Source organism: Edaphocola aurantiacus (genome assembly GCF_019797745.1).
Lineage (GTDB): Bacteria > Bacteroidota > Bacteroidia > Chitinophagales > Chitinophagaceae > Edaphocola > Edaphocola aurantiacus.
The window spans coordinates 131,611-156,763 of record NZ_VOSI01000002.1 but is presented as its reverse complement, the minus strand read 5'-3'; the positions used below and the strand labels follow the sequence as shown (position 1 = coordinate 156,763).

Here is a 25,153-nt window from a genome sequence, read left to right as displayed (position 1 = left end):
CTGTCAAAATTAATTTGGTCCCAAATTTGTACCTTTAAGTAATAATCAAACCAGTATTAAATTATGATGGGTTATTATCTGATTGCCGGTATTATGTTCCTGGTCGGGATGTATGTCAGTAATCGACTGAAAAGTAAATTTGAAACGTACAGCCATGATCCGCTGATGAGCGGCATGTCCGGTAAAGAAGTGGCAGAGCAAATGCTGCGTGATAATGGTATTATGGATGTAAAGGTTATTTCCACACCGGGAAGACTGACCGACCACTATAACCCGGCAGATAAAACCGTAAACCTGAGTGAATCGGTATATGCCAGCAATAGTATTGCAGCGGCAGCAGTAGCCGCCCACGAATGCGGTCATGCGGTACAGCATGCCACCGGTTACAGTATGCTGCAATTGCGCAGTAAGCTGGTGCCCGTGGTGAATATCAGTACCCGTTTATCTCAATGGGTGATTATGATAGGCCTGGCGCTGTTGGTGGCCAAGGCCAGCCCTATAGTGATGCTGGTAGGTATAGTATTATTTGCCATGTCTACAATATTCAGCCTGGTTACCCTGCCGGTTGAGTATGATGCCAGTAACAGGGCGCTGAAGTGGCTGGAATCTGCCGGGGTTACGGTAGGTGCCGATCATGATAAAGCACAGGATGCATTGAAATGGGCGGCCAGAACCTATGTGGTGGCGGCAATCAGTTCTATTGCAACCCTGATCTATTATATCATGCTGTTTACCAACAGCAGATCACGGGATTAAAACAAATGACGAAACGTATAAAAAAAGCGGCTCATGTGAGCCGCTTTTTTTATACAACATTTTAACTATTATTTATTGGGTACCAGTCCCGAATACTTATCTTTGTTGGTTTGGTATCATAGCCAATGGCTATCCCAAATAATACACCGGGATTACAAATACATAAAATGTATCATTTGAAAATGGGGCGAAACTTTAAATCAATCATACATAGATCACTGGTACTGGGTACAGCATTATCTATAGGAACGGCTGCCATGGCGCAAACGACTATCAGTAATCTGAAACCCAAAGCCTTATTACAGCACGGTATCGAGCAGTACCAGCAGGGTCACTATAACCTTGCGGCGCATACACTTTCCGAATTCCTGGCTTATCCGCAACAACCGGGCCAGTCCAGTGTGGCTGTAGTCACTTCCCTGGACAGAGAGCAGGCAGAATACTATCGTATGCTGTCGGGGGTTAAACTCCGTAACCTGGAGTCTATAGGTGAAGCTAAGGCGTATGTAAGTAAACAAACGAATGTAGCATACCGCCAGAGGGTAGCCTTTGAACTGGGTAAATACTACTTTGAAAATAACCGCGACCTGGCCGCAGCCATTACTTATTACGAAATGGCCGGTGTGGATAACCTGAGTAATGCAGAAATTGCAGATACCAAGTTTGAGCTGGGCTATGCCTATTTCATCAATCAGCAATTCAGCCAGGCACGCAACCTCTTTGTGGGTATTAAAGAGATCCCGGAGAATAAATACTACTTGCCGGCAAACTACTATTATGGCTTGCTGACCTATAATGAGGGTAATTTTGATGATGCCCTGAAGAGCTTTGAAAGAGTGCATAACTCTGAAGAGTATAAGGATATCGTTCCCTATTACGAGACAGAGATCCATTACTTTAAAGGAGATTATGATAAAGTATTATCTAACTCCCGCCGCTACCTCGGCAAAAAAGATAAGCTCTATTATGATAAGGAACTGAGGTTACTGACTGCGCAGACATTGTTTGAGATGAAGCGCTATGATGAGGCCCTGCCTTACTTCGAGGATTATTATGCCAACAGTGAACGTGTGAAGAAAGAGGAGCTGTATGAGATGGCATATACCTATTACCAGCTAAATAAATACAGAGAAGCGATTGATAAATTCCAGCAGCTGAGCAGTACCCAGGATTCTCTGGGGCAAACCTCCATGTACCTGCTGGGAGATTGCTACCTCAAAGTAAATGATAAGAAAGGCGCGCGTAATGCCTTTGGCCTGTGCAGTGAAATGGATTATAACATTGCGCAGAAAGAAGCATCGCTCTTCTTATACAATAAGCTGTCTTATGAGCTGGGCTTCGATCCTATGGCTACTACCGGCTTTAAACGTTTCCTGACCGAGTTTCCGAACAGCAGTAATGCTGCAGAAGCCAGGACATTATTGTCTTCTATGCTGCTGAAGAATAATAACTATGCTGAAGCATACGATTTATTAGCCGATAGCAAAGAAAACAGCAATGAAGCCTTATCCCTGTTTCAGAAAGCAGCGGTAGGTCGTGGTCTGCAACTATTACAGGACAAGCGTTACGGAGAAGCAGAGCAATATCTTGATGAGTCGCTGCGCAGACCGGTAAATCCGGCACTGGAAGCCGTAGCTTACTTCTGGAAAGGAGAGATCGATTACAAGCAAAACCAGTTCAACGAGTCTGTAACTGCAACCAAAAGTTTCCTGAGTAAAGTAAAAGGAAATGAGTCTGCTGCAGCTAAGGTAAGCAGTAAGGCTACGGTGCAGAATGCCAATATCAACCTGGGTTATGCCAGTATGAAGGCCAGTAATTATGCCGATGCACAAACCGCTTTTGCTGATGCACAAAGGGGCGGATCTGAAGGATCTGCTGATGCAATTGTACGCCAGGCCGATGCTGCATTTATGCAGAAAGATTTCGATAATGCAGCCCGTCTGTATGATAAAGCGATTGCCGCAAACTCAGGCGATCCGGATTATGCACGTTATCAGAAAGCATTAATCCTTGGACTGCAGAACAAGCAGGCCGAGAAAGTGGAACTGCTGAAATATGTAGTGCAGAAAGGTAAGACTTCCATTAGGGAAGATGCCACACTGGAGCTCGCTTCGGAGTATATCGCTATGGATAAAAATGCAGAAGCGATTGCATTGCTTGAAAAACTGAATACAACCAATGTGAACCTGCAGGCCAAAGCTGCCTACCAGCTGGCATTTGCCTACCAGGACAATAACCAGGGTGCTAAAGCGATAGATGCCTATACAACATACATCACTAAATATCCTGCAGCAGAAGACCGCACAGCGGCACTGAGTGCGTTGAAGACTTTATATGTTGCACAGGGCAAACCGGAGCAGTATGCAGACTTCCTGCAAAAACAAGGTATCACCGTAGATGATAAAGACGATGTTGAAAATGCATACTTTGATGCGGCAGATAATGACTTCTCTAACGGGAATTATGATAAAGCCATTGCACAGTATGATAAATACCTGACGCAATACCCGAAAGGAATGTACCAGGTAAAAGCACTTTACTACAGAGGAGAGAGCTATTATCAGCAAAAGAAATATGATAAAGCACTGGCAGACTATAGCAGCCTGCTGTCCGGCTCCTGGAGCGAGTTTTCGGAAGATGCTGCATTGAGAGCCGCGACCATCAATGCCAATCAGAAAAATACGGCAGCAGCCAAGCAATACTACAATATGCTGGTGGAGCACCAGGCTACAGAATCATTACCTGCAGCACAGGAAGGCCTCATGAAGATTGCTTTTGATGAAAAAGATTATACCGGTACTGAAAGCTATGCCAGCAGCATTCTTGCGACAAGTGGTGTAGAAGAGCGCACCCGCATGACAGCTCAGCTGTATAAAGCTAAGGTGCAGCAAATGAGCAACCAGTTGAACGAAGCGAAGACGACTTATCAGCAACTGGACAAAGCCAATATCGGAAACATCAGTGCAGAAGCGCGCTACCACATTGCAGAAATCTTATTTGCACAGAAGCAGAATGCGGAAGCCGAAAAGGCTGCGAGCTATGCCGCACAGGCCTCTAATGGCGATGCTTACTGGACGGTTAAGAATTACATCCTGCTGGCAGATATCCTGGCCGATAATAAAGATTACTTTAATGCTAAAGCTACCCTGCAGAGTATCGTAAAAAATGCCGGTGATAAAACACTGGTACAGGAAGCAAAAGATAAGCTGGAGAAAGTAAAACAGCTGGAGAAAAATAAAAGTAAGCTGGCCGATTAATGGATCAATGTTCAACAAAACGAAACAGAATGAAGCGCATCAATCATAAATCTTTACTGGCCCTTACCCTTGCAGCTGCTCCCTGGAGCCTGCAGGCACAACAGGCCAGCCGCAATAATACAGACACTACTTTTAAGACACAGTCTTTAAGTATTTATTCTACTTACAAGCCGGAAGTGGCCCCTGCGCCAAAGCCGGAGTTTGTACCTTCATTACCGGTAATTGATACGGTAAAGCCTAAATTTGCCTATACCGTACCACAACAGACGCTCAGTTATTCTTATAAAGCGGAGCCGATCAAACCGCTGGCGATGAAACAACAGAAGGAAACACTTCCTTTTGAAAATTACATTAAGCTGGGTATCGGTAACCTTAATACCTACCTCATCGATGCTGGTGTAGGAGGTATATACGGTGATGAGTATGATCTGAATTTCCATTTCAATCATTTATCCCAAAAAGGTAAACCACTGTACCAGCAATGGTCTCAGAATACTCTTACTGCAGGCGGAAGCTACTATTTTCCTAAACATACCCTTGACCTGCAGCTGAATGCCGATCGCAGGGCGTACCGACAGTATGGCTATGATACCGCCGTGTATCACTATGAGGAAGACCGGGTTAAACAAGTATATACCGGTGTTGATCTTCAGGCTGCGCTGACTCCTGTATCTCCCGGTTTCTGGAACATCAAGTACCAGCCTACCGTTTCTTTATATCTGCTGAACAACAGTATGGGGGCTAAGGAGCGTTCTCTGGGACTGGCTTTACCTTTTTCTAAAGCGATAGATTCAACCGTGAGTATCGGTTTAGGGGTAAATGCGAACCTGACTCAGTACGATGCCGGAAATGGCGTTAAGGGTAATAGCTACCTGCAATTGACACCTGCAATAGATCTGGGCTTCTCCAGAACTAAAATCCATATTGGCGTGAAGCCGACATGGGCGAAGGACAATGAGGTGTACCTGTTGCCAGACCTGACAGCAGAAACGGTTCTGGCCAAAAACAAAGGCCTGAAATTAATGGCAGGCTGGACCAGCAACCTGGAGCAGAATACTTATAAAAGCCTGAGTACCTATAATCCGTATATGCTGTATCAGTATACGCCGGTGCAGGGAACCAGCAATAAAGTATCTGCCGGTTTTGATGCGGCCCTGAACAGCCATGTGCAGATCGGAGGTACCGTAGGGTATAAATGGTGGAAGAACCTGGCGATGTTTGCCAATAACTATACCGACAGTACCGATGGCCGTCAGTTTGATGTACGTTATTTTGATGCCAGTGCCGTTAATATAGAAGCACGTCTGCGTTACCAGATCCATAGCAAGTTTAGTGTATGGGGTAGCAGTGTGTGGAATATATATAATGTAAAAGGTCAGGATAAAGCCTGGCATATGCCGCAGGTAAGTATCAGCGGGGGATTGAACTGGAATGCTTTCCCTAAATTCAACCTCGGTGCCGGGGCTACCCTTTATGACCGCATGTTTGCCAACAACCCGGATGGTACGTATAAGAAACTGCCGATGATTGTAGACATTAATGCCATGGCCAGCTATGATGTTATTCCAAGACTGACCCTATTTATACAGGCCGATAATATCCTGAACCAGAAATACCAGTTATGGAACCAATATCCGGTATATGGAATTAATATACTGGGTGGAATCCGATTTAAATTCTAATCCTTACTTTTGCGTAAGGTAATTTGTACCCCAGAAACTAAATAAACATAGATATAAAAGAATGGATGTTGCTAAATATATAGGTCTTTTCCTGCACAAATACCAATATTGCTATTTGCCGAATTTAGGTAACTTCCTGGTAACCAGGAAGCCAGCCCTTCAAAAGGGTGACCAGATGGAAGGTCCCCAATACCAGGTATCTTTTACTTTTGCCAATGGCTCAATTGATGATGCCCTGGCCAATTTTATTGCTACTAATGAACGCATCAGCATTGCAAATGCTGCAAATGCGATTAAAGATTTCTGTACCCAGACCAGGGAAGCACTGACCGAAGGTAAGGAGGTGACCATCCCGGGATTTGGAAAATTTGTGCGTACTGAAGGTAAAAATACCTTCGTTTCTGATCAGAATATTGAAGTACAAACCCGTACGATCCCTTATTTCAAGACACATGCTCCTGCGGCGACAACTACCGGTGAGACGATCTCCCAGATGTACGAGAAGATGCAATTGAAAGAACCGACTATTGATGAGGAAATTGTGATCAAACCACCAATGGTGAACTGGTCTAAAATTATCATTCTGGCCCTGATCGTGCTGGCCATTTTAGGTGCGGGAATCGGTATCTACTGGTACATGAGTAAAGACAATAATGATGCTGCTCCGAAAGTAGAAAACGCAGCACCGGAAGCTGCGGCTGTACGTAATGATACAGCTGCAACCGCTACAGCTCCTCCTCCTGCACAGGCGGCAGCTACCCCTTCAAACGGGTATAACTATGCCATCCTGCAGTTCACTGATAAGGCAGCTGCAGATAAAAAACTGGATAAGTTGAAGGCATTTGGCCAGGATTCTTATGGTAAAGACCTGTCATTGAAAGAGAATGGTGCCGGAGTTTATTACATTACCATGAGCGTTGCAGGCAATTCTGATACTGCAGTGGTAAAAGATTCTTTACGTAAGTTCTTTAACCCTAATGGCAATGTATTTATCGTAAAATAAATTATTTGATCAGTTATTATAAAAAAGCGTTGCCCCTGCGGCAGCGCTTTTTTATTGGCCTTAAGGGAACATGTTATAAATAAAATGTTATCTTTATAGGCATAAACTCTAAACTCCATGCGTCATTTTTTAATACTGATCGGAATGTGTCTGCTCGGGTTGCCATCATTTGGCCAGGGTATACACTTCTCACAATATTACAATGCACCACAATTACTCAATCCTGCCAATACAGCCCTCATCCCTACAGAAGACTATCAGGTAGGGGTTAATTACCGGGAACAATGGTCCAATGTTCCGGCAGCATTTAAGACGATTGCCGCTCATGGAGATTTCCAGCTGTTGCGTAATAAAAACCTTACAAACTGGATGGGTATCGGTGTCGCCTTCTTTTCTGATAAGGCAGGAGCCGGCATCTTATCACTCGACAAAGTACAGGCCTCCCTTGCATACCATGTGCAGCTGAATGATTATAATATGATCTCTGCTGGTATCAGTGGCGCATTTGTACAACGCAGTATAGACTTCTCCCGTCTTACCTTCGATGCACAATGGGATGGGATGTCTTTTAATAAAAACCTGGCACAGCAGGAGCCCTATGCCACAAACCGCGTACGCTATGCTGATGTTATGCTGGGGGTAAACTATGCTTACTTTCCCAACCCTGATTTCTACCTGAAGATCGGAGTAGGTGCACAACACCTTAATCGCCCTAATGAGAGCTTTTACCGGCAGGAGAATCGCCTGGGCATCAGACCAATGGCGAATGTGGATGCCCTGATTAAGGCCGGAGATAAATTCATTATCAATCCTTCTTTATATTACGCTTACCAGAAGAAAGCCTCGGAACTGGTTGCAGGTGCTTTGTTTAACCTGAATGTATCCAGTATGGACCGGGCTAATAATCAAATGATACTGGGTGTATTTTACCGCTGGAATGAAAGCTTTATTCCTGTTGTGGGGATAGAGTGGACTAAGATGCGATTAATGTGCTCTTTTGATGCAACAACATCCGGCTTCTCCAAAGCCAACAGAAGCTTTGGTGCTATAGAGCTGTCCCTGTCATTTAAAGGATTATACAGTAGTATTTCCGGTGGCAGAGATACTTATAACTGTCCGAGATTTTAACAAAAAATAGTGCAGCCGGCTTACGTCTTATAATCAATATATTATACCTTTGAAACACAAGATTCACCTAATCTCATCAATTAAATTATGGAAATAGAAAAATCAAAAATATTACTGGTTGAAGACGATACCAATTTAGGTCAGGTATTAAAGAATTATCTGGAACTGCATGACTATGTTGTAGAACTGTGCAGAGACGGTATTCTGGGTCTGGCCGCATTCAGAAGAGAAAAGTTTGATATCTGCCTTTTAGATGTAATGATGCCGAATATGGATGGCTTTACACTGGCAGAAGAGATTCGTAACATAGATCCGGATATTCCATTGTTCTTCCTGTCTGCACGCAGCATGAAAGATGATGTGATCACCGGCTATCGTTTAGGGGCTGATGATTATATTGCTAAACCATTTGACAGCGAAGTGCTGTTGCATAAGATCAAGGCTATCCTGAAACGTAATCAGGAGATCCAGGAAAAAAATCCTTCTGCTACAGACTTTGATGTGGCCAGCTTCCACTTCAACAGCAAGCTGCGCATCCTGTCCCGCGAAGGAAAGGATGTAACATTGTCTCCAAAAGAAAATGCACTGTTACAAATGCTTTGCGAATACAAAAACGATCTGTTACCACGTGAGCAGGCGCTGAAACGCATCTGGGGTAGTGATACCTACTTCAACGGAAGAAGTATGGATGTATATATTGCCAAGCTGCGTAAGTATTTAAGCGAAGATCCGAAAGTAAGTATTGTGAATATTCACGGTAACGGCTTCCGCCTGGTAGTGGAAGAGTAAGGTTACTTATATAAAAAAGGATGGGCGCGATCACAGATCGCGCCCATCCTTTTTTATATATACAGTTTATTGTAACTGAGCTAAAGCCTGCTCCAGGTTATTAAAGATAATATCCAGGTCTTCCAGTTTACAGGTACCAACACTGATGCGGTACCATGGGCTTTGTGCATCTGCACCAAAGCAGTTAAACGGAACCAGTGCCAGGCCTACATTGCCTAAAAGGAACTGGGTTACATCTGCCTGGTTTTCCAGTAATTGGCCCTGGAAAGATTTGCCTTTCAGGTCGAATTTAAGGGTCAGGTAGATGGCGGCCTGCGGCGCGATGGCCTCAACAGCATAACCTTTTGCACGGAGTGCCTCAATGCCATCATAGATACGCCATAAGCGCTGCTCCAGCTTGCCTTTCAGATCAGTCAGGTAATCAGCTACGGCTGTTTCATCATCCAGGAATGCAGCAGTAGCGATCTGTTCAGCCATTGGTGCCCAGGCGCCCATATGACTCATTAGTGCTTTCATTTTAGCAATTACTTTAGCCGGACCGAAACCCCAGCCTACACGCACGCCGGTTGCTGCAAATGATTTGGAAATACCATCTACAGAAACAGTATATTCTTTCATTTCCGGGCGTAGCGCTACCGGGTGGAAGTGCTGTGTGTCCCCGTAAGTCAGGGTGAAATACATCTGGTCGAACAGTACATATAATTTACGGCCTTCGCCACGACGTTTATTTTCCTCCAGTACCAGGTCACAGATCTGCTCCAGTGTCTCTTTGGACAAAGTCGTTCCGGTAGGGTTTTGCGGTGTACACAGGCATAATAAAACGGCATCCTGCAGATGTGGTTTTATTTCTTCTACCGTAGGCATGAAATTATTTTCTGCAGTAGTCTGTATCTCGCAGGCGATACCACCATTAAGGGTCGTATAGTGATTATTGTTCCAGGAAGGAACAGCATAGATCACTTTGTCGCCAGGATTGACCAATGTTTTAAATAAAGAATAGATCAACGGACGACCACCACTGGAAATCTGAATTTCATCATTTGCATAGCTCACCCCTTCATATTTCTGTACAAATCGGCCTACTGCTTCTCTTAAAGGCAGTACACCATCAGCCGGAGGATAGTTGGTATATCCTTCATGATAAGCTTTTATAATTTGGGCCTGCAGCGCTTCCGGAATGGGAAATATCGCAGGATTAAAGTCCCCGATCGTATAGTTGTAAATACGTTCTCCATTGCGGATACGATTATTGATCTCATTGCCTAATTTCACAATTTCCGATCCGACCAGCGATTCTGCAAGATTACTTAGTTTACTCATGATTTATTATTTGTTGATATTTTACGGTATGTACAAAATACAAAGAGGCTTACCTTTTAGCGGTAAGCCTCTTCATATTGTTGGAACATAAACCCATATAAAGATGATTACCCCAGGAGGTAGCTACGTTTATTGCGTTTATATTCTGTATTAATTTTCATCATTTAACAGGGCAAAAGTACCCCTAGTATTTTATTTTACAAAAAAATAACCCTGTAAAAATCATAAAATAATAAATAACCATAATGAGACAATGAAGATTTGTGCCGATGACAGGTGCAATCATGTTTGCAGAAAACGGGTAATAAACTGTACACAACTATCGATCAAAGTATGGTCGACCTTGCCCAGCTCATCAGGCATCATATAAGCGCCATGTCCCGCCGGGAGAATGAGTAAACGGCCGTGTGGTACTAATCTGCTCATCTCCATGGTGTGTGCTGGTTTGATCACATCCCTGTCTCCGCTGATAAACAATGCCGGGATATTTATGGATTGCAAAACTTCGTCCGGCCAGTCACTGAAGTGTATCATGCGCTGACTGTCCCGGAAAAACATATTCTGAAGCCTCACCGGATCAGGTGTACATTTCAGGAAATTTTCCTGCAGGTAGGCCGGCATATGATCCAAGGTTGCCTGTTGCATTCCTTCAAAGAAACCATCAATCATGCCCTCTCTTTTCGAAAGGCCGGAGGCGGCAATAATCTTTTCGCAGCGTTGCGGGAATAGATGAGCAAGCTGCATTACCGTTGAAGCGCCATTGCTGAAACCAAAGAAAGACGCTTTGCCAATCTCCAGCCGATCCATTACAGCAATAATGTCGCGGGCATCCTGAACAAAGGTTTCTGCCTCATACCGTTGATCCGAGCGGCCATGATTCTGAAGGTCGATCGTAATCAGCGTATATTGTCTTGCCAGGCGTGGTATGACCTCACTGAAATCGAATGAACCGGAAGAACCTCCGCCATGTATAAGGAGCAGGGGAGCGCCGCTACCATAAATTTCATAATAGAGTTTAATCCCATTCGCTTCGGCAAAGCCGGTTGATTGAGCATGCATAGCTTAATAAGGAATATTAGTGTTTACATCATATTTCATGCCCTCATAGCCGAGGATCTTGCGCATGAGTCCTATCTGACCACATAGATAATCTTCACGGCCTATGCACATACCCATAAAACTCAAGACTGTTGCCGGTACAAAAGGAACATTCATGCCGAACTGGAAGGCACTGTCCAGGAGCTCGTCTGGTGCCTGGAGTAACTGCTCATACAGCAATGCAGAGATTTTGTGAAAACTTTCTTTCAGTGCCTGCAGGCTGGGGTAGTTGTACTCCGGACTCAAGGCCTTGCCCTGGAAGAACAGGTCGCTGTACGGATCTTCCTCTCTCAACCCCAGAACCCATGCCATACCGTAACGGCAATTGACCAGGTTACCCGCCATCCAGATGATGTGATTTGTTTTGCCATCAATTCTTTTCAGCGCATCTTCTTCCGTAATGCCATCCAGCACATTAAGGAAGCTCTGGGTATGCATTCTGAATGCAGGAATGACGATGTCTAATTTTTTAGAAGCAGGAGTGTTCATAGTTGGTGTTTTTTTGTTATACGAATATACGGTATACTATAACATGGTTTGGCGGAGGGCCGGATATTAACATTAAGGTCATTATGATTTGTAATCGGGTAGGGCGGCCAGTTGCTGTGCCACCAGGCTGCCTAAGGCAACACCCATGCCGCCCATACGAAATGCCCCGTGTATACGGTCACTGAAAGATTGTACAATCGGTTTCTTGTCTTTTCCAAAAGCCATAATACCTGACCATTTCATGTCTATTTCAAACTGAGTATCCGGTATGATGGCCTCCCGTAACCAGCTACATAGTTTGTCGATGATCTGTTCGTTAAGTGTGATCTGGTCCGTTGCTTCCGTCTCAAAATCAAGGTTTCTGCCACCGCCGAATAAAATGCGCCCTTCGAGTTCACGAAAATAGTAATAACCCTGGTCGAAGTGGAATATGCCTTTCAAACGTAAACCCGGGATCGGTTTAGTAAGGATCACCTGCCCGCGACCGGGCTTGATATCCAGGTCGGGAAAGAACCTTGGGGTGAATGCATTGGTGCAGACCAGTACATGTTGTGCGCTAAAGTGCATGCCTTCTGCACGATAAGGATCATGTACATGAACAGTTACATACTGTGTGCTTTCCTCAATCTCTAATACCTCCACACCTGTTTTAATTTCGACTCCTTTACCGATAGCAAAATCAATAAGGCTGCGCATCATCTTACCGGTATGCAATTCCCCTTCGCAGGTGGTCTCCACACAGTAAGGAAAGTGGTGACGTGATAAACCAAAACGATCAATAGCGTCATTACAGATCCGGAATACAGGTGCCGCAGATACCTCGCGCAACAGCGTATTGAAATAATCCAGCTTGTCCAGTACAGGCGACTCATGAGCTGCCAATAGCTCATGACTGCCATTTTTGCGATAGCCTATAGCCTCATCTCCTAATCTCTGGCGCAGCAATTCTATGCCCTGTTTACGTTGTGTAAACAGACTGAGCAGCTCCTCCTCCGAAAGCGTTTGCAGATCATCGGTCAGTTCGGAAAGACTACCCATACAGGCAAAGCCTGCATTGCGGGTACTGGCGCCGGTCGGCAGGATGCCCCGCTCCAGTACTAATACAGAAGACATCGGGTACTGTATCTTCAGGTTGATTGCTGTATTCAACCCAACAATGCCCGATCCGATGATAATAAAATCATATGTAAGCAAGGAAGCTTTCTCCCAGAAACTGATCATAATTGCAATAAAGATTTATGAAAATAGAATGTTAATATAATGATTTTGGATAATTATTTAACAGTCAATTTATTGTGAATTATAGATTTCTCACAATTCTGTTGTGTATATACTCGTACGCAAGCAGGCGTTAATTAGTAGTATTCGCATGCCTATATACTTTAATTTATTGGTTTTTAAGTAGTTATAGTTCTCTGTTTGATTAATTCACATAAAAGTGATTTTAGTTAATTTGATTGACAAAACCAAACATTTTTTTCACAAAGTTTGGTTAAAAAAAATGTTTTTTTAACTTTGTCACGCTTTGGTGTTTTTGAGGATCGTGAGAAATGAACCCTATGATCTAATCCTCGGAAAATGTCATTAAAGATTTTGTTTACCGCTGCACTTTGTTGTACGGCACATTTTGGCTACACACAATACCGTGACTCATTACAATTGAGCACGGATTTGTTGTATGCGGATAAGGATAACAACCCTTCCCAGGATTTTTTCTATACTACAGCAAAGGATATCAAGACCACACTAGCTGTAAAGGCATACTACATCAACCCAAAGGGTGATAGCACCTTAATCCTTCGTTCCGTATCTGATGAACTGCTGTTGCCGGCCGACAAACATATTCTTCAATATCATTATAGCAAGCAGTCTAAAGAACTGTATACAGAGCCTGGTTTTGCAGATTGTTTGCGCCATGCAGATCAGCTGCCAGCCGGTAGATATGTATATACTGTAAGCCTGTACCAGGATAAAGATACCCTTAGCCATACTTATTTTCTGAAGCAGGTCGATAGCGTATTATCGGCCGAGTCTGCATTGCGCCGTGATATTATGGAGATTGTGCAGGCTTCTGTAAAAGCGAATGGTGGTAATGGTGATTTAAAAACCTTGCAGCAAAAAGCCTCTAACAAAGTCAGTAATGCACTGAATCTGTCTCATAGCAAAATAGACCGTTACCTGCTCAAAAAGCACTTGACTGCACAATATTCCCGCACAGACAATGACGAACTGCTGCACCTGTACAGCGGCACTCTGCTCGTGGGTACGGTAAGTCTGCCTGCCACGCAATCTTTTTCCAATCTGTATGTGCAGGAGAAGGAGCAACTGAACAATCGTATCGCAGATTTTTCTAAAGATCAGCTGGAGAATATGCGTTCACTGCAAAACCAGTTCCGCGAAATCTTAGAAGGCGAAAAGAAAGATCGCAGTATTACCGGTGACATCAGTGTATCGGGCAACTGGGCCAACCAACAGGAGCCAAACTCCATGCAGGATAACCAGTACTACGAAGTGGGAGGGCAGCTGTCCTTTCCCGTAGCCGATATTCCTATTACCCTTACCGGGTACTATACTACCCAGGATCAGCACCGCGAAGCCAAGTCCAGCTACTTCCGTTTTAGCTATGATGCGCAGAAAGCCAAGGAGCAGCTGATGAAACTGGTGGGCAGCTATAATAAGAAATATGAGCAGACCATTAATAAAGGGTTCTCCTATGATATGGTATACAGCCAGTTTGTAAACGGATTGCAGTCCGAGAAAAACAACCTGCTGAACCGCTTAAAGAAAGAAGCGGGGGTAGAGCATTTCGACCCGTCGGTATATAACGAAGCTTACTTTAAAGCAAGAGCAGAAGAACAGATCGTCCAGCTGAAAACAAAAGCCATCGACAGTGCACAAGAACTGGCCGCCGGTAATGATACCCTTGCCGCTGCCAAAGCGAAGGCACAGGCCTTGCAGGCTAAAGCCACAGCGCAGTATGCAAAGGCCATGGAATACTATAACAAGATCCAGGCACTGGAAGAAAAAATAAGAAGATATGAAAAACTGGTGCAGCAATACAAGCAAAACCTGCACTATGATTCTTTGCTGGCTTATGACCAACTCAAAGACCTGAAAGATATTGATAAGATGTCGTACAAAGACATCTCGCGCAAAGCCGCGGGCCTGCTACCGGAAGGGAAAGCCAAAACCTTCATAGCCGGGCTCACCAGTTTTGATGCCGGTATCTTTCCTAAATACATATCCCGTTATACCCAATCCGGCCAGATGATGAAAGGGCTGGATGCCGGTTATGATATCGGATTTGCGGAGATCGGCGGTGGCTATGGCAATACCGAATTTGTAGACCGTACGGGAACCGTAGAAACCTACAAAGCTTATAACCTGCGCATGACCAGCAAACCGGTGAAGCAGCAGCAATTGGGATTTGTGTATTACGGTTACTCCCCATCCAAACGCTGGCTTAAAAATGATGACTTTTTTAAAGGAGCTGATCTTTCTTTGCCTAGCTTCCGTAATCCGATCAGCATCGTATCTGCTACCTATACCGGTACTTTCGGAAAAGATATTCATGTAGAAGGAGAGTATGCCTTCTCTAATCAACAAAGAAGTACCAGCAGCCAGTATACCGATCAGAGTAATGCTACCATTGTTTGGAAAGAACGCTCTGCCTATGCTCTTAAAGCAGACGGATCATTATTAAATAATAATATACTGCTGCGCGGTGAATACGAATATGCCGGCAAACATTTTGAGAACAATACCCTGCCCATGATACTGTCCGGTACAGAACGCCTGCAACTGGGTGCAGAAGGCAACCTGTTCCGCTCCTTTTTACGTATGAATGTAGAATACAACTACATGATACAGCAAAACTTTACCAATACCGGAAAGAACGCCAAATGGGGATTTGCCTTGTCTACCCACAGCAAGCGCTATCCATCTGTAAGCGTATCCTACAAACCTTTTACTACTTTCCGGACCTTCACCGATACGCTGAATGTACCGCAGAAACCGGTGCTGGGAGCAGTCTGGACGGCCAAGGCCAACTACCAGATCAAAAAGAAAGCCTATGCCCTGCGCTTCAGCCTGGTATATAATAAAAACACAAGCATCATGGATACCCTTAATTATAGCAGTTCCATGCTGCAGCTGAATACCCTGTATAGCACCGCATCACAAAGCCTGATGCTGACATTGGGTCGTTCCGGTATACAATCAACCAGTATTACAGTGCCATATCCGGCCTTTAATAATAGCAGCTATCTGATGTTGAGCGGTACACAGCAGTTCAGTAAAGGTACGGGAGCAGGTCTGAGTACCGATATCGCGGCAAATGAAGCCGGGCTGGCAAAGTACGGCTGGGGTTGTAATGGATTTTATCGCCTGCCCAAACAGCCGTTAACCATAAGATTGAATTTCAGAAACAGTAATTATAAAATGTCTGAAACCGGGGCCTGGGAACACCTTTACGGAGGGGGCCTGGAGCTGCAGTGGCAGATCAATACCAAACTTTAAAACATATTAATACAGCTATATGAACCACAATTTTTTCAAACGCTTTGTCTTAAGCCTGCTCCTGCTTTGCGGGGTATTGCCTACCCATGCCCAGCAGCGTATGGTACTGAATCTGGGAATGGTAGACGGCGTAGCATTGAGTAAAACCAACCTGTTCGATTACCAGGTTATCTCTTCATTGGGCAGCAGCCGTACGGCCACACTAAACGGACAAATCCGTTACCGGAATATGCCCTATACCATAGGTTATAGCATAGACTTCAGCATTCAGCCGGGTGTCAATAATATCCGTGAAGCCGCAGAGCGGGCACGTATGACTTACTCATCCGGTTCTATGAAAGAACTGTTCGAGCAATACGGCAAGCTGCCGGAAGGTATTTATGAATACTGTGTAACCCTCACCCTGAATAACAACGGATCGGGAGAAACTGCAAAGGAAACCTACCAGGAATGTGTGTATGGCAGAGGAACTGATGTGTTCCTGATCAACCTTGTAGATCCCGAAGACAAAGCCAGGTTATATGAATATAATCCCATGCTGAGCTGGACCGTAAACTACCCCTTTGCATCAGCCTTAAGTTACAAGCTGAAAGTCGTAGAACTAAAGCAGGGACAGAATGCGATCAATGCGGTGAAGCGCAATAATGCCGTATATGAAGAAAAAGGTCTAATGCAATTGAGTCAGACTTATCCTGTATATGCCAAGCCGCTGCAACTGAATCATACCTATGCCTGGACAGTAGATGCTTATTACAAAGACATCCTGCTGGGTGGTGCAGAGGCCTGGACTTTTACGATCATAGAAGATACCTTGTTGAAAGCAGTGCCGAAGGATCCTTCGTTTATTGATATTGTCCGTGAAACAGGTGCGTATAATTTGTATGCTCCGGGTATGCTGAAACTGAAGTATGTGCTGGATAATTATAAGACAGACACATTATCGCTGAAACTCCTGGATAAAAATGATAAAGAGATTAATATGAAGGAGTATAAGCAGCTTGCGGCAGTATATGGAGATAACCGATATGTACTGGACCTGAAAGAAAATTTCACGCTTAAACATATGCAGCGATATACTCTTTTGTTGTCGACCCAGTCCGGTGCCACGTTTAAAATTGTGTTCCAGTATGCTAACCCCGATTTATTAAAATAGTTCCAGAATTTATACATGAAGTCCTTAATCGAAAAAATATTGATTCCTGCAGTTTGCGCAATTGCCGCCAGTACTGCTTTGTTCTTTATCATGCAACACCAGGAGAAAAAGATAGCAGTGGTAGATGCGGTAAAGTTGTTTAATGAATATAAAATGAAAACAGAGCTGGAGGCCAAAGTGTCTCAGCGCCTGCAATACATAGGTCATGTGACCGATAGTTTAAAAAATCTGTTACAGGCACAGAGTAAGGATGCCAGTGTTTCTAAAGAAGAGCTGCAAAAAGTATATGCACAATATATGCAGGTGCAAAACCAGTTCGATGCAGAATACCAGGAGACCAATAGCCAGATCAATGAGCAGGTGTGGAAACGCCTGAATCCCCTGATCGATGAATATAGTAAGAAGCAGGGTCTACGTATGGTAATCGGTGCCAATGGTATGGGTACGGTACTGTATAATGATGATTATTATGATCATACTGCATCATTAATCAAATATGTAAATGAGAAGTATGAGAAAGGTAATTAATCTGGCTGTAGTTGCAGGAATGTTACTGAGCTCTTGTAATACAGATTTCCGCAATACTGCAGACGCAAAGAAATTTATGGAAGATAAGGACAATGGCCTGCGTAAAGAGATTCGCGTAGAGCGCTTTGTCTACAGTTATCAGTATAAACCTGCTGCATATATACTGGCAACAGAAGCTACGGGAGATGAAGATCCTGCTGTTTCGCAACAGCGGGAAAAGGATCTGGAGCAGATGTGGTGGTTCAATGTAGAACTCAGTGTTGCCGACTTTAATCAGTCTCCATTAAGGTACCAGCTGACGAGTATGGAGGAATACCAGCAGCGCCAGGATTATATGCTGAATTATGCACCACGGGATTTTGTGCTGCTTGCCGGTGCTGATACCCTGCGTCCCGCCAGCTACTGGTTTGAAAATAATCAGAACCTGATACCTAGTGAAACTGTAGTGCTGGCTTTTGAAAAACCAAAGCAAATACCGGAAGAAGTGCAACTGGTTTTTAATGATCAGCTGTTCCGGAACGGGATCATTAAAGCGACGTTCGAAACAAAAAAATTCAATAAAAAAATTAGTATTACTCGTTAGCCTATTTCTTTCTTATGTTATACAATAAGCATCTCTTAAAGTTTACAGCCAAGGTCATGTTGCTCAGCATGACGTACCAGATGGTATATCCTTCGCTGACTTTTGCCCTGACCTCCGGGCCAACTCAACCCGAGGTGAAAAGCTTTGAACCTGTAGGAACTACCGATATGGTGGACCTGTTTACAGGCGATTTTGTGTACAATATTCCACTACTTGATGTAGAAGGGTATCCTGTAAATATCTCTTACCATAGTGGCGGTGATATGGAACAGGAATCCAGCTGGGTGGGCTATGGCTGGAACATAAACCCGGGTGTGATTAACAGAAGCGTACGGGGCTTGCCGGATGACTTTAAAGGGGAAGTTGTAGGAAAGACAATAAACATCAAACCGGAGAAGAATACCCGTATCGGTATGGTGAACGGTTTTGAACCAGGAGGAGCCGGAAGACCACCGTTGAACCTGGATATATCTATGGGTAGTAGCCTTAACTTCAGTAACTACCGTGGGGTCAGTTCAGATATGAATATTTCCCTGCAGGCCAGTGTAAATATTGTACCTCGCGCATCTGCTGGTATAAATATTGGTGTAGGCTCCCAGAGCGGTGCGGATATTGATTATAACCTGGGGCTTACCTTCAATACTTCTTCTATCATTGGCGGAGATATGGCCGGTGGTGTAGGTTTTACTTATGGTCATGGCTACAACACCCGCAGCGGAGTTAAGGATAAAGTATTTGGAATCTCTACCAGTGCCAGCATTGGTGGTAAGAATTTCAACGGGCCAAGCTTTAGTAAAGTAGTACCGATCGGTGTTAAAAATATGGTGCCGGTGATTACCAATCGCGCGAACATGGTGTCTTACAGAGGCCAGATCAAAGTTGGTGGGGAAGTTGCCTGGTCCTTGATCCACGGTGCTATTTACGGTCAGATGAGCAGACTGGAATATGATAAAGATGGCAGCAGACCTGGTTATGGATATTTCTATGCTCAGGATGCTACAGTAGATGCAATACAGGATTTTACCCGTGATAAGGATGGTCTGTTTAATGAAACGATGCATTTCCTGCCACTGGGTAATATGACTTACGACGTGTATGCTGTTTCTGGACAGGGAACCGGAGGTTCGTTCCGTCCATTTCGTAACGATTTCGGAACGGTATATGACCCTGCTATAGCGCAAGAGTCAGAAGCAACCAGTATTAATATTGAGGCCGGTTTGGGTTGGTTGTTTGAAGTAGGCGGAGACGGTCACTTCAGTCACACCGATATTACATCCGGTCCATGGGGTGAGTACCAGCGCCCGTTTACCCGTAACAAGAAGAAAAGTCTTTATGAAAATGTATACTTCAAGCAGGCTGGTGAACTGACCATGACGGATACTAATTTCTATGCCTCAATAGGAAAGTTTACCCCAATCAAGGGAACACAGACCAAAAATATTCCGTTGAAGAGAGTCGGAACAGAAAATAAACGTGATCCGCGGGCAAACCTGATTACTTATTTTACCGGAGCAGAAGCTTCTGATTATGGTGTAGCCAGCTCACGTAAGATTGCCAGTTATCCGGTTAACGGTTTCCCTAATGGGGCCAGTACTGCTGTAGATTCCATTACCAGAATAGACGGTAATCGCAAGAGCCATTATATGTCGGAGATTGTACAGACACAAACCGATGGCCGCAGATATGTATACGGTATTGCTGCCATGAACAATGTGCAGAAAGAAAAATCTTTTGCAGTAAGCTCGAAAGGCAACCAGGATGGACTGGTAACCTATTCAGGTACCGAAGACAGTGAAGGCAACAAAAGTGGTATTGATAATTTCTATACAGAAACAACAACGCCTGCGTATGCACATAGTTATCTGCTTACCTCTGTATTGTCTACAGATTATGTAGATGTAACAGGCAATGGCGTTACGGATGATGACTTTGGGTCTTATACCAAATTCAATTACTCCCGTAAGGATGCCAACTATCAGTGGCGCGCACCATATGGCAATAACCTGGCCCAGTACAATGAGGGGTTCCGTTCTGACAAGCAGGATAATAAAGCGAGTTACCTGTCTGGTAGCCGTGAGCAGTGGATGCTGCACAGTATCGAAACCAAAAACAATGTGGCTGAATTCTATACCTCTTTAAGAGCGGATGGTAAAGGCTTTGGTGCCGGTAGTTCTTACAAACTGGACTCTATCAAATTGTATAATAAACATGAGCGTTTTGCCAATCCATCCGGAGCGGTGCCGATCAAGACGATCATTTTCAGCTATGATTATTCTCTGTGTAAAAAAGCAGCAAATAATACAAACTTCATCAATGGGGCTACCGATAATACTTCCGGTAAACTGACCCTGAAAAAAATCTATATCAAATATGGTAACTCTGAAAAGAGTATGATCAGTCCTTACCAGTTTGAGTATGATGAGCAGTATAACTATGATTACAGTTATGCCAATAAAGATCGCTGGGGTATTTATAAGCCTAACAGAACAGACCGGACCAATACAGATTATCCATTTGTGGACCAGGAAGATCCGGATAATCATAAGTATGCCAGCGCCTGGTCGCTGACCAGGATCAAACTGCCATCCGGAGGGGCTATACAGATCAGTTATGAGTCGGATGATTATGCCTATGTACAGGACAAAGAGGTCATGGATATGTTTATGCTGAAAGGCATTGGTAATACCAAAAACTTTGTTTCAGGAGCACAGTTGTATTCCGGTAAGCAATCGCCCAATACATATTTCTATTTTAAACGGAGAATCAGCAAAGAAAATACAAACCGTAACCTGCGGGATAACTACCTGAAAGGGCAGAATGTCCTGTACTACAATTTCGAAACACAGCTGACCGATAAGAAAGAGAGTTATGAGCCGATCAAGGGATATGCAGAAGTAGAAGAGGTGGGCAAATGTGAAAACGATACCACCTATGCTTATATCAAAACCAAACCGGTAGAGGTTAAAGGTGGGGGCTCTCTGGCCAATCATGTAACCTATACAGGGATCAATTTTGGGCGCTACTATTTACCACACGTAATCTTCCCAGGCAGTGATCCCGATAATCCGGACATGCTGAATATCCTGGCTGGTATGGCATACGGGCTTAAGGAATTATTATTCATTCTGCAGAACCCTGTTACCCGCATGATCGGAGAGGGGAAAGCCAAGTACGTAAAACTGGAAACTTCTTTTATGCGCCTGAATACACCTGGCCAGAAAAAGCAAGGTGGCGGGCAGCGTGTAGCTACCCTGAAGTTCTATGATAACTGGAGCCAGCTGGCAGGTGGTAATACACAGGATGCAACTTATGGTAAGAAATATAATTATACCGTAGATGATGGTAAGGGTTTCGAAATCAGTAGTGGTGTGGCCAGCTATGAACCATTAGTTGGTGGTGATGAGAATCCATTGAGAACACCTGTAGATTATACGGCGCAAAGTGGCAGTAAATTCCCACCTAATGATCCGGTAGGTCTGTACCAGGAAATGCCGGTGGGTGAAAGCCTGTATCCAGGACCAGTGGTAGGCTACAGCCGTGTGTCTGTAGAAAGCATTAATCGTGCTTCCGGCCGCTCTGCTCAGGGACTGGACATCAGCGAATTCTATACCGCAAAAGACTTCCCGATTATTGTAGAAAGTACGCCTAAGGAAGTAATAGAGCGAAAGAAAGAGTATGGCTTCATGAAGCAGGAAGTGACTTATAAAGCTACCCAGGGATATGTGTTGCGCTTTAATGATATGCACGGCAAACCTAAGCGTACAGAGCATCGGGTGATGAAGCCGGGTACCAACCAGTCTGAGCTGATCAGCTACCAGCATTATAAATACCAGTCCAATGGTAAGCAACTGGACAATACTGTACCAGTGCTGGAATATGACGGAGCATCCGGCAAAATGAAACGGATGATGCGCCAGCTGGGTGTGGAAGTAGACCTGACCATCGATACTCGTGAAAAGAAAGAAAGTACAAAGGATGAAACCATACAGGCCAATGTGAATGTGACCAATGTCGGTCCGGTACCGGTACCGATTATATTTCCATTCTGGTGGGATGGTAATTATGATAATAGTTTTAATGCTGTTGTAGCTACTAAAGTTATACAGCAGTATGGTATACTGATGGAGGTGGAAAGCCTTCAGGAAGGTGCTGTTACGACTATGCGTAACGAGGCTTTTGACCCGGTAACCGGGCAAGCCCTGATCACCTCTATCAATAATGAATACAGAGATAAAGAATACTCTGTGAACTATCCTGCATACTGGGGCTATAAGTCTATGGGGCCATCTTATGCGAATATAAATTACGAGGATGAATACAGTAGTCTTCCGATTGAGAACTATGCAATCAAACTAACTAATGTGGAGAATGCACATTATAAAATGGGTGATGAGATACTCATCACTTATAATATTAATGGAGTTCCACAGCAGAATAATGTGTGGGTAATGGATGCGGGCGAAGCCGCAGCTGCTGTTACCGAAAGATATATTCAGTGTGCCGGTCAATGCCTGGTACAACCTACCGATGTATATGATACCGTGGTAGTGCCTAATCCGGAATCGACGCTGTTTAATTACATCTGTTCTGACGAGCACCCTTATGTGCACCACTTTCCGAAAGGTTGCCGTTTCGATATTGTACTGAAACCAAGATTCAAATATTCATGGCCTCAAAATGGTACGATCACCAATGTGAAGATGAAGATCGTGCGCTCCGGTGCGAAGAATCAGCTTACTGAATCTATGCAGAATTATACCGGCATGAGTACGCCTTTCGAAAATGATAACAGCCTGAAAAATGATCTTACCGATCTGATCAATATTTCGGCGAAAGTGTATGCCGATAACAATACGGCTATCCTGCCACAGTTCGATCCCTCCCTTAATCCAGGTACATGGGATTCCTTGAATAATTATGTAAATGGTACCAAACAGGTAAAACGTCTGTACCAGGAGTATGCTTATCTGAAGAACCGTAACTATGGTGGAAATACAAATCGCAAAGCCGGTTTGTTTGATGCACATACTTTATGGTCGTTTGACAATGTGAACCCGGATAGCTGTATAGGCAGAACCTGGTACTGTGTTTCTAATACAACGGATAGTGGTAAAGGTTATTTCTCACTGGAAAATCTGCGTAACCGTGTATACCTGTACCATGATTTTATTGCACCGAATTATAACTCCGACTATGGCTTGCTGAATCCGAATACCGGTGGTGATCCGAACTGGATTATCGCCCGCACCATTACCAAATGGTCACCATGGGGTTTTGAGCTGGAAAATAAAGATGCCACCGGTAACTATACTGCGGCACAATATGGCTACAACCAGCAATTGCCGGTTGCCCTGGCACAGAATGCCCGCCAGCACCAGATCTTCTCTGAAGGATTTGAAGATTATAAAATGCTGCTGGTGAAGAATAATAAAGTTGGTATCACCATTTCGCCATTCCAGTACCTGCTGCAAATGCAGTCTCTATCAGCAGTATATAATGTCTTTAGTATGAATACAGCTTATGGCTTCAACCTGAGTACTGCTGCTGCACACACGGGCAACTACTCTATACAGACCAGTACATTTAGCGGGCTGTCTATTGCAGCGACCAATGCCAATATTGCAAATGGTGGAGCGCGTTACCTGCCGTTCAACTTTACACAGGGGCAGCAATACATTATCTCGTTCTGGTATAAACCACAAAGCAGCACAGCTAATGGTACATCTTATGCCGTACCGGCCGGTTATACTGCCAAGTCAAATATCATTGAAGGCTGGCAGCAGTTTGAAGCGAAAGTGACCATTGGCGCCGGAGCGACTACCTATTTCCTCAGTCTGCCGACGAATGCTTATATCGATGATATCCGCATCATGCCGGCACAAGCCAATATGAAATCATTTGTATATAACCCGGTAAATCAGCGTCTGATGGCCACCCTGGATGAAAACAACTTTGCTTCTTTCTATGAGTATGACCAGGAAGGTAACCTGATCCGTACCAAGAAAGAAACCGAAAAAGGGATCATGACTGTTTCCGAATCCAGAAGTGCGAATCCTAAAAGCAATTAATTTCTAATCCAGTGAATCAAATGAAGAAAAATATAATTGTATTGTTAGCCTGCCTGTCCTTGGTGTTGCCGTCATGGGCACAGAACCTGACAATGGCCGATTTCAAGCAGGTAGTGGAGCAGATCAAGAAGATGAGTCGCTATAGTTATGTGACCGACATAGACGCTGTATTCCCGGATGGCAAGAAAGATTCCCGAAAGAATATTTTATACATGGATGCCGCTAAGAAGCTGTTGTTTTTTAAAAATAAAGATGAGCAGATGGTCATGAACAGCCAGTGGTTTTACAAAGCCAGCCACTATCAGAAATATGTAAGCATATTTGATATTGCCCGTTACCAGGAGCGGTACAAAGGAGCTATGGGAGACCTGTCTTCTATATTCAAAAATAGTTCTACCGCCACCTTCCTGGACTCTGTACTGGTACAGCAGGGCAAGATCAAAGCGGGTAAGCGCATCGGCGATTTGTCCAGCTATGATTTTTCCTTTCCGAAAGAATCATCCCTGCAGTCGGTACAGATCATATTCAACCATGCGACAGGTCTGCCCATGACGATTACCATGCGTACTTTTTTTGCAGAACCCTATGGGGATAATGCACAGGCAGGTACCATGTACAGTATGCGTTGCCATAGTTATACCACAAACTTCAGCGATGATGTGTTCAGTATAGCATCGCTATTCACCGTGACTGGTGGCAAGGCTCATCTGCTACAGTTTAAAAACTATAAGTTATCGTCGATTTTATAATAATTTCTTCATTACGAAATACAAAGAGTTTT

At 44.1% G+C, this 25,153-nt stretch carries 16 protein-coding genes; 12 read left to right on the top strand and 4 right to left on the bottom strand.

Annotated elements, in window-relative coordinates:
- Nucleotides 1–63 precede the first annotated feature (63 nt).
- The 6 genes from FTD44_RS05350 to FTD44_RS05325 all read left to right on the top strand — a co-directional run bounded on the left by FTD44_RS05350 (nucleotide 64) and on the right by FTD44_RS05325 (nucleotide 8,615).
- Nucleotides 64–756 (top strand): zinc metallopeptidase, encoded by a 693-nt coding sequence (locus FTD44_RS05350; RefSeq protein ID WP_222165510.1) that lies wholly within the window; start codon nucleotides 64–66, stop codon nucleotides 754–756.
- Between the two features lie 167 nt (nucleotides 757–923).
- A complete protein-coding gene (locus tag FTD44_RS05345; protein WP_222165509.1) occupies nucleotides 924–4,013 on the top strand; it encodes a tetratricopeptide repeat protein in 3,090 nt (1,029 codons plus the stop codon).
- Nucleotides 4,014–4,042: 29 nt separating this feature from the next.
- Nucleotides 4,043–5,695 carry a TonB-dependent receptor gene (locus tag FTD44_RS05340; protein WP_222165508.1) on the top strand — a complete coding sequence of 551 codons (1,653 nt, stop codon included), beginning with the start codon at nucleotides 4,043–4,045 and terminating at the stop codon, nucleotides 5,693–5,695.
- A 61-nt stretch (nucleotides 5,696–5,756) separates the two neighbouring features.
- Nucleotides 5,757–6,698, top strand: a complete 942-nt coding sequence (locus tag FTD44_RS05335) for an HU family DNA-binding protein (protein ID WP_222165507.1) — start codon at nucleotides 5,757–5,759, stop codon at nucleotides 6,696–6,698.
- Nucleotides 6,699–6,815: 117 nt separating this feature from the next.
- On the top strand, nucleotides 6,816–7,826 hold the full coding sequence (locus FTD44_RS05330; RefSeq protein ID WP_129020023.1) for a PorP/SprF family type IX secretion system membrane protein: 1,011 nt from the start codon (nucleotides 6,816–6,818) through the stop codon (nucleotides 7,824–7,826).
- 87 nt (nucleotides 7,827–7,913) lie between these two features.
- Nucleotides 7,914–8,615, top strand: a complete 702-nt coding sequence (locus FTD44_RS05325; protein WP_129020022.1) for a response regulator transcription factor — start codon at nucleotides 7,914–7,916, stop codon at nucleotides 8,613–8,615.
- Between the two features lie 66 nt (nucleotides 8,616–8,681).
- On the opposite strand, the gene FTD44_RS05320 is transcribed toward FTD44_RS05325, so the two are convergent.
- The 4 genes from FTD44_RS05320 to FTD44_RS05305 all read right to left on the bottom strand — a co-directional run bounded on the left by FTD44_RS05320 (nucleotide 8,682) and on the right by FTD44_RS05305 (nucleotide 12,743).
- Complete coding sequence (locus FTD44_RS05320) at nucleotides 8,682–9,935, bottom strand: pyridoxal phosphate-dependent aminotransferase (RefSeq protein WP_222165506.1); 1,254 nt, start codon at nucleotides 9,933–9,935, stop codon at nucleotides 8,682–8,684.
- A 282-nt stretch (nucleotides 9,936–10,217) separates the two neighbouring features.
- Entirely contained in the window at nucleotides 10,218–10,994 is a 777-nt protein-coding gene (locus FTD44_RS05315; protein WP_222165505.1) for an alpha/beta fold hydrolase, read from the bottom strand.
- 3 nt (nucleotides 10,995–10,997) lie between these two features.
- On the bottom strand, nucleotides 10,998–11,522 hold the full coding sequence (locus FTD44_RS05310) for a DinB family protein (RefSeq protein ID WP_222165504.1): 525 nt from the start codon (nucleotides 11,520–11,522) through the stop codon (nucleotides 10,998–11,000).
- 81 nt (nucleotides 11,523–11,603) lie between these two features.
- Nucleotides 11,604–12,743, bottom strand: a complete 1,140-nt coding sequence (locus FTD44_RS05305; RefSeq protein ID WP_222165503.1) for an NAD(P)/FAD-dependent oxidoreductase — start codon at nucleotides 12,741–12,743, stop codon at nucleotides 11,604–11,606.
- Nucleotides 12,744–13,100: 357 nt separating this feature from the next.
- Between FTD44_RS05305 and FTD44_RS05300 the strand changes: the two genes are divergently transcribed.
- The 6 genes from FTD44_RS05300 to FTD44_RS05275 are packed head-to-tail and all read left to right on the top strand — an operon-like array spanning nucleotide 13,101 to nucleotide 25,121.
- Nucleotides 13,101–16,040 carry an ATP synthase subunit B family protein gene (locus FTD44_RS05300; protein ID WP_222165502.1) on the top strand — a complete coding sequence of 980 codons (2,940 nt, stop codon included), beginning with the start codon at nucleotides 13,101–13,103 and terminating at the stop codon, nucleotides 16,038–16,040.
- Between the two features lie 19 nt (nucleotides 16,041–16,059).
- A complete protein-coding gene (locus FTD44_RS05295; protein ID WP_222165501.1) occupies nucleotides 16,060–17,193 on the top strand; it encodes a hypothetical protein in 1,134 nt (377 codons plus the stop codon).
- Nucleotides 17,194–17,208: 15 nt separating this feature from the next.
- Complete coding sequence (locus FTD44_RS05290) at nucleotides 17,209–17,721, top strand: OmpH family outer membrane protein (RefSeq protein ID WP_222165500.1); 513 nt, start codon at nucleotides 17,209–17,211, stop codon at nucleotides 17,719–17,721.
- A complete protein-coding gene (locus FTD44_RS05285) occupies nucleotides 17,705–18,304 on the top strand; it encodes a hypothetical protein (RefSeq protein WP_222165499.1) in 600 nt (199 codons plus the stop codon). Before FTD44_RS05290 ends, FTD44_RS05285 begins: the two co-directional genes overlap by 17 nt.
- Nucleotides 18,305–18,318: 14 nt before the next feature.
- The gene (locus tag FTD44_RS05280; RefSeq protein WP_222165498.1) at nucleotides 18,319–24,372 is read left to right on the top strand and encodes a hypothetical protein; all 6,054 of its coding nucleotides are present in this window, start codon (nucleotides 18,319–18,321) and stop codon (nucleotides 24,370–24,372) included.
- A gap of 20 nt (nucleotides 24,373–24,392) precedes the next feature.
- Nucleotides 24,393–25,121, top strand: coding sequence for a hypothetical protein (locus FTD44_RS05275; protein ID WP_222165497.1), 729 nt, complete (start codon nucleotides 24,393–24,395; stop codon nucleotides 25,119–25,121).
- The last annotated feature ends 32 nt before the right edge of the window (nucleotides 25,122–25,153 follow it).

Bases quoted from the DNA above. Each gene is read 5' to 3' on its own strand.
- FTD44_RS05350 (WP_222165510.1), top strand. From the start codon at position 64: ATGATGGGTTATTATCTGATTGCCGGTATTATGTTCCTGGTCGGGATG.
- FTD44_RS05345 (WP_222165509.1), top strand. From the start codon at position 924: ATGTATCATTTGAAAATGGGGCGAAACTTTAAATCAATCATACATAGA.
- FTD44_RS05340 (WP_222165508.1), top strand. From the start codon at position 4,043: ATGAAGCGCATCAATCATAAATCTTTACTGGCCCTTACCCTTGCAGCT.
- FTD44_RS05335 (WP_222165507.1), top strand. From the start codon at position 5,757: ATGGATGTTGCTAAATATATAGGTCTTTTCCTGCACAAATACCAATAT.
- FTD44_RS05330 (WP_129020023.1), top strand. From the start codon at position 6,816: ATGCGTCATTTTTTAATACTGATCGGAATGTGTCTGCTCGGGTTGCCA.
- FTD44_RS05325 (WP_129020022.1), top strand. From the start codon at position 7,914: ATGGAAATAGAAAAATCAAAAATATTACTGGTTGAAGACGATACCAAT.
- FTD44_RS05320 (WP_222165506.1), bottom strand. From the start codon at position 9,935: ATGAGTAAACTAAGTAATCTTGCAGAATCGCTGGTCGGATCGGAAATT.
- FTD44_RS05315 (WP_222165505.1), bottom strand. From the start codon at position 10,994: ATGCATGCTCAATCAACCGGCTTTGCCGAAGCGAATGGGATTAAACTC.
- FTD44_RS05310 (WP_222165504.1), bottom strand. From the start codon at position 11,522: ATGAACACTCCTGCTTCTAAAAAATTAGACATCGTCATTCCTGCATTC.
- FTD44_RS05305 (WP_222165503.1), bottom strand. From the start codon at position 12,743: ATGATCAGTTTCTGGGAGAAAGCTTCCTTGCTTACATATGATTTTATT.
- FTD44_RS05300 (WP_222165502.1), top strand. From the start codon at position 13,101: ATGTCATTAAAGATTTTGTTTACCGCTGCACTTTGTTGTACGGCACAT.
- FTD44_RS05295 (WP_222165501.1), top strand. From the start codon at position 16,060: ATGAACCACAATTTTTTCAAACGCTTTGTCTTAAGCCTGCTCCTGCTT.
- FTD44_RS05290 (WP_222165500.1), top strand. From the start codon at position 17,209: ATGAAGTCCTTAATCGAAAAAATATTGATTCCTGCAGTTTGCGCAATT.
- FTD44_RS05285 (WP_222165499.1), top strand. From the start codon at position 17,705: ATGAGAAAGGTAATTAATCTGGCTGTAGTTGCAGGAATGTTACTGAGC.
- FTD44_RS05280 (WP_222165498.1), top strand. From the start codon at position 18,319: ATGTTATACAATAAGCATCTCTTAAAGTTTACAGCCAAGGTCATGTTG.
- FTD44_RS05275 (WP_222165497.1), top strand. From the start codon at position 24,393: ATGAAGAAAAATATAATTGTATTGTTAGCCTGCCTGTCCTTGGTGTTG.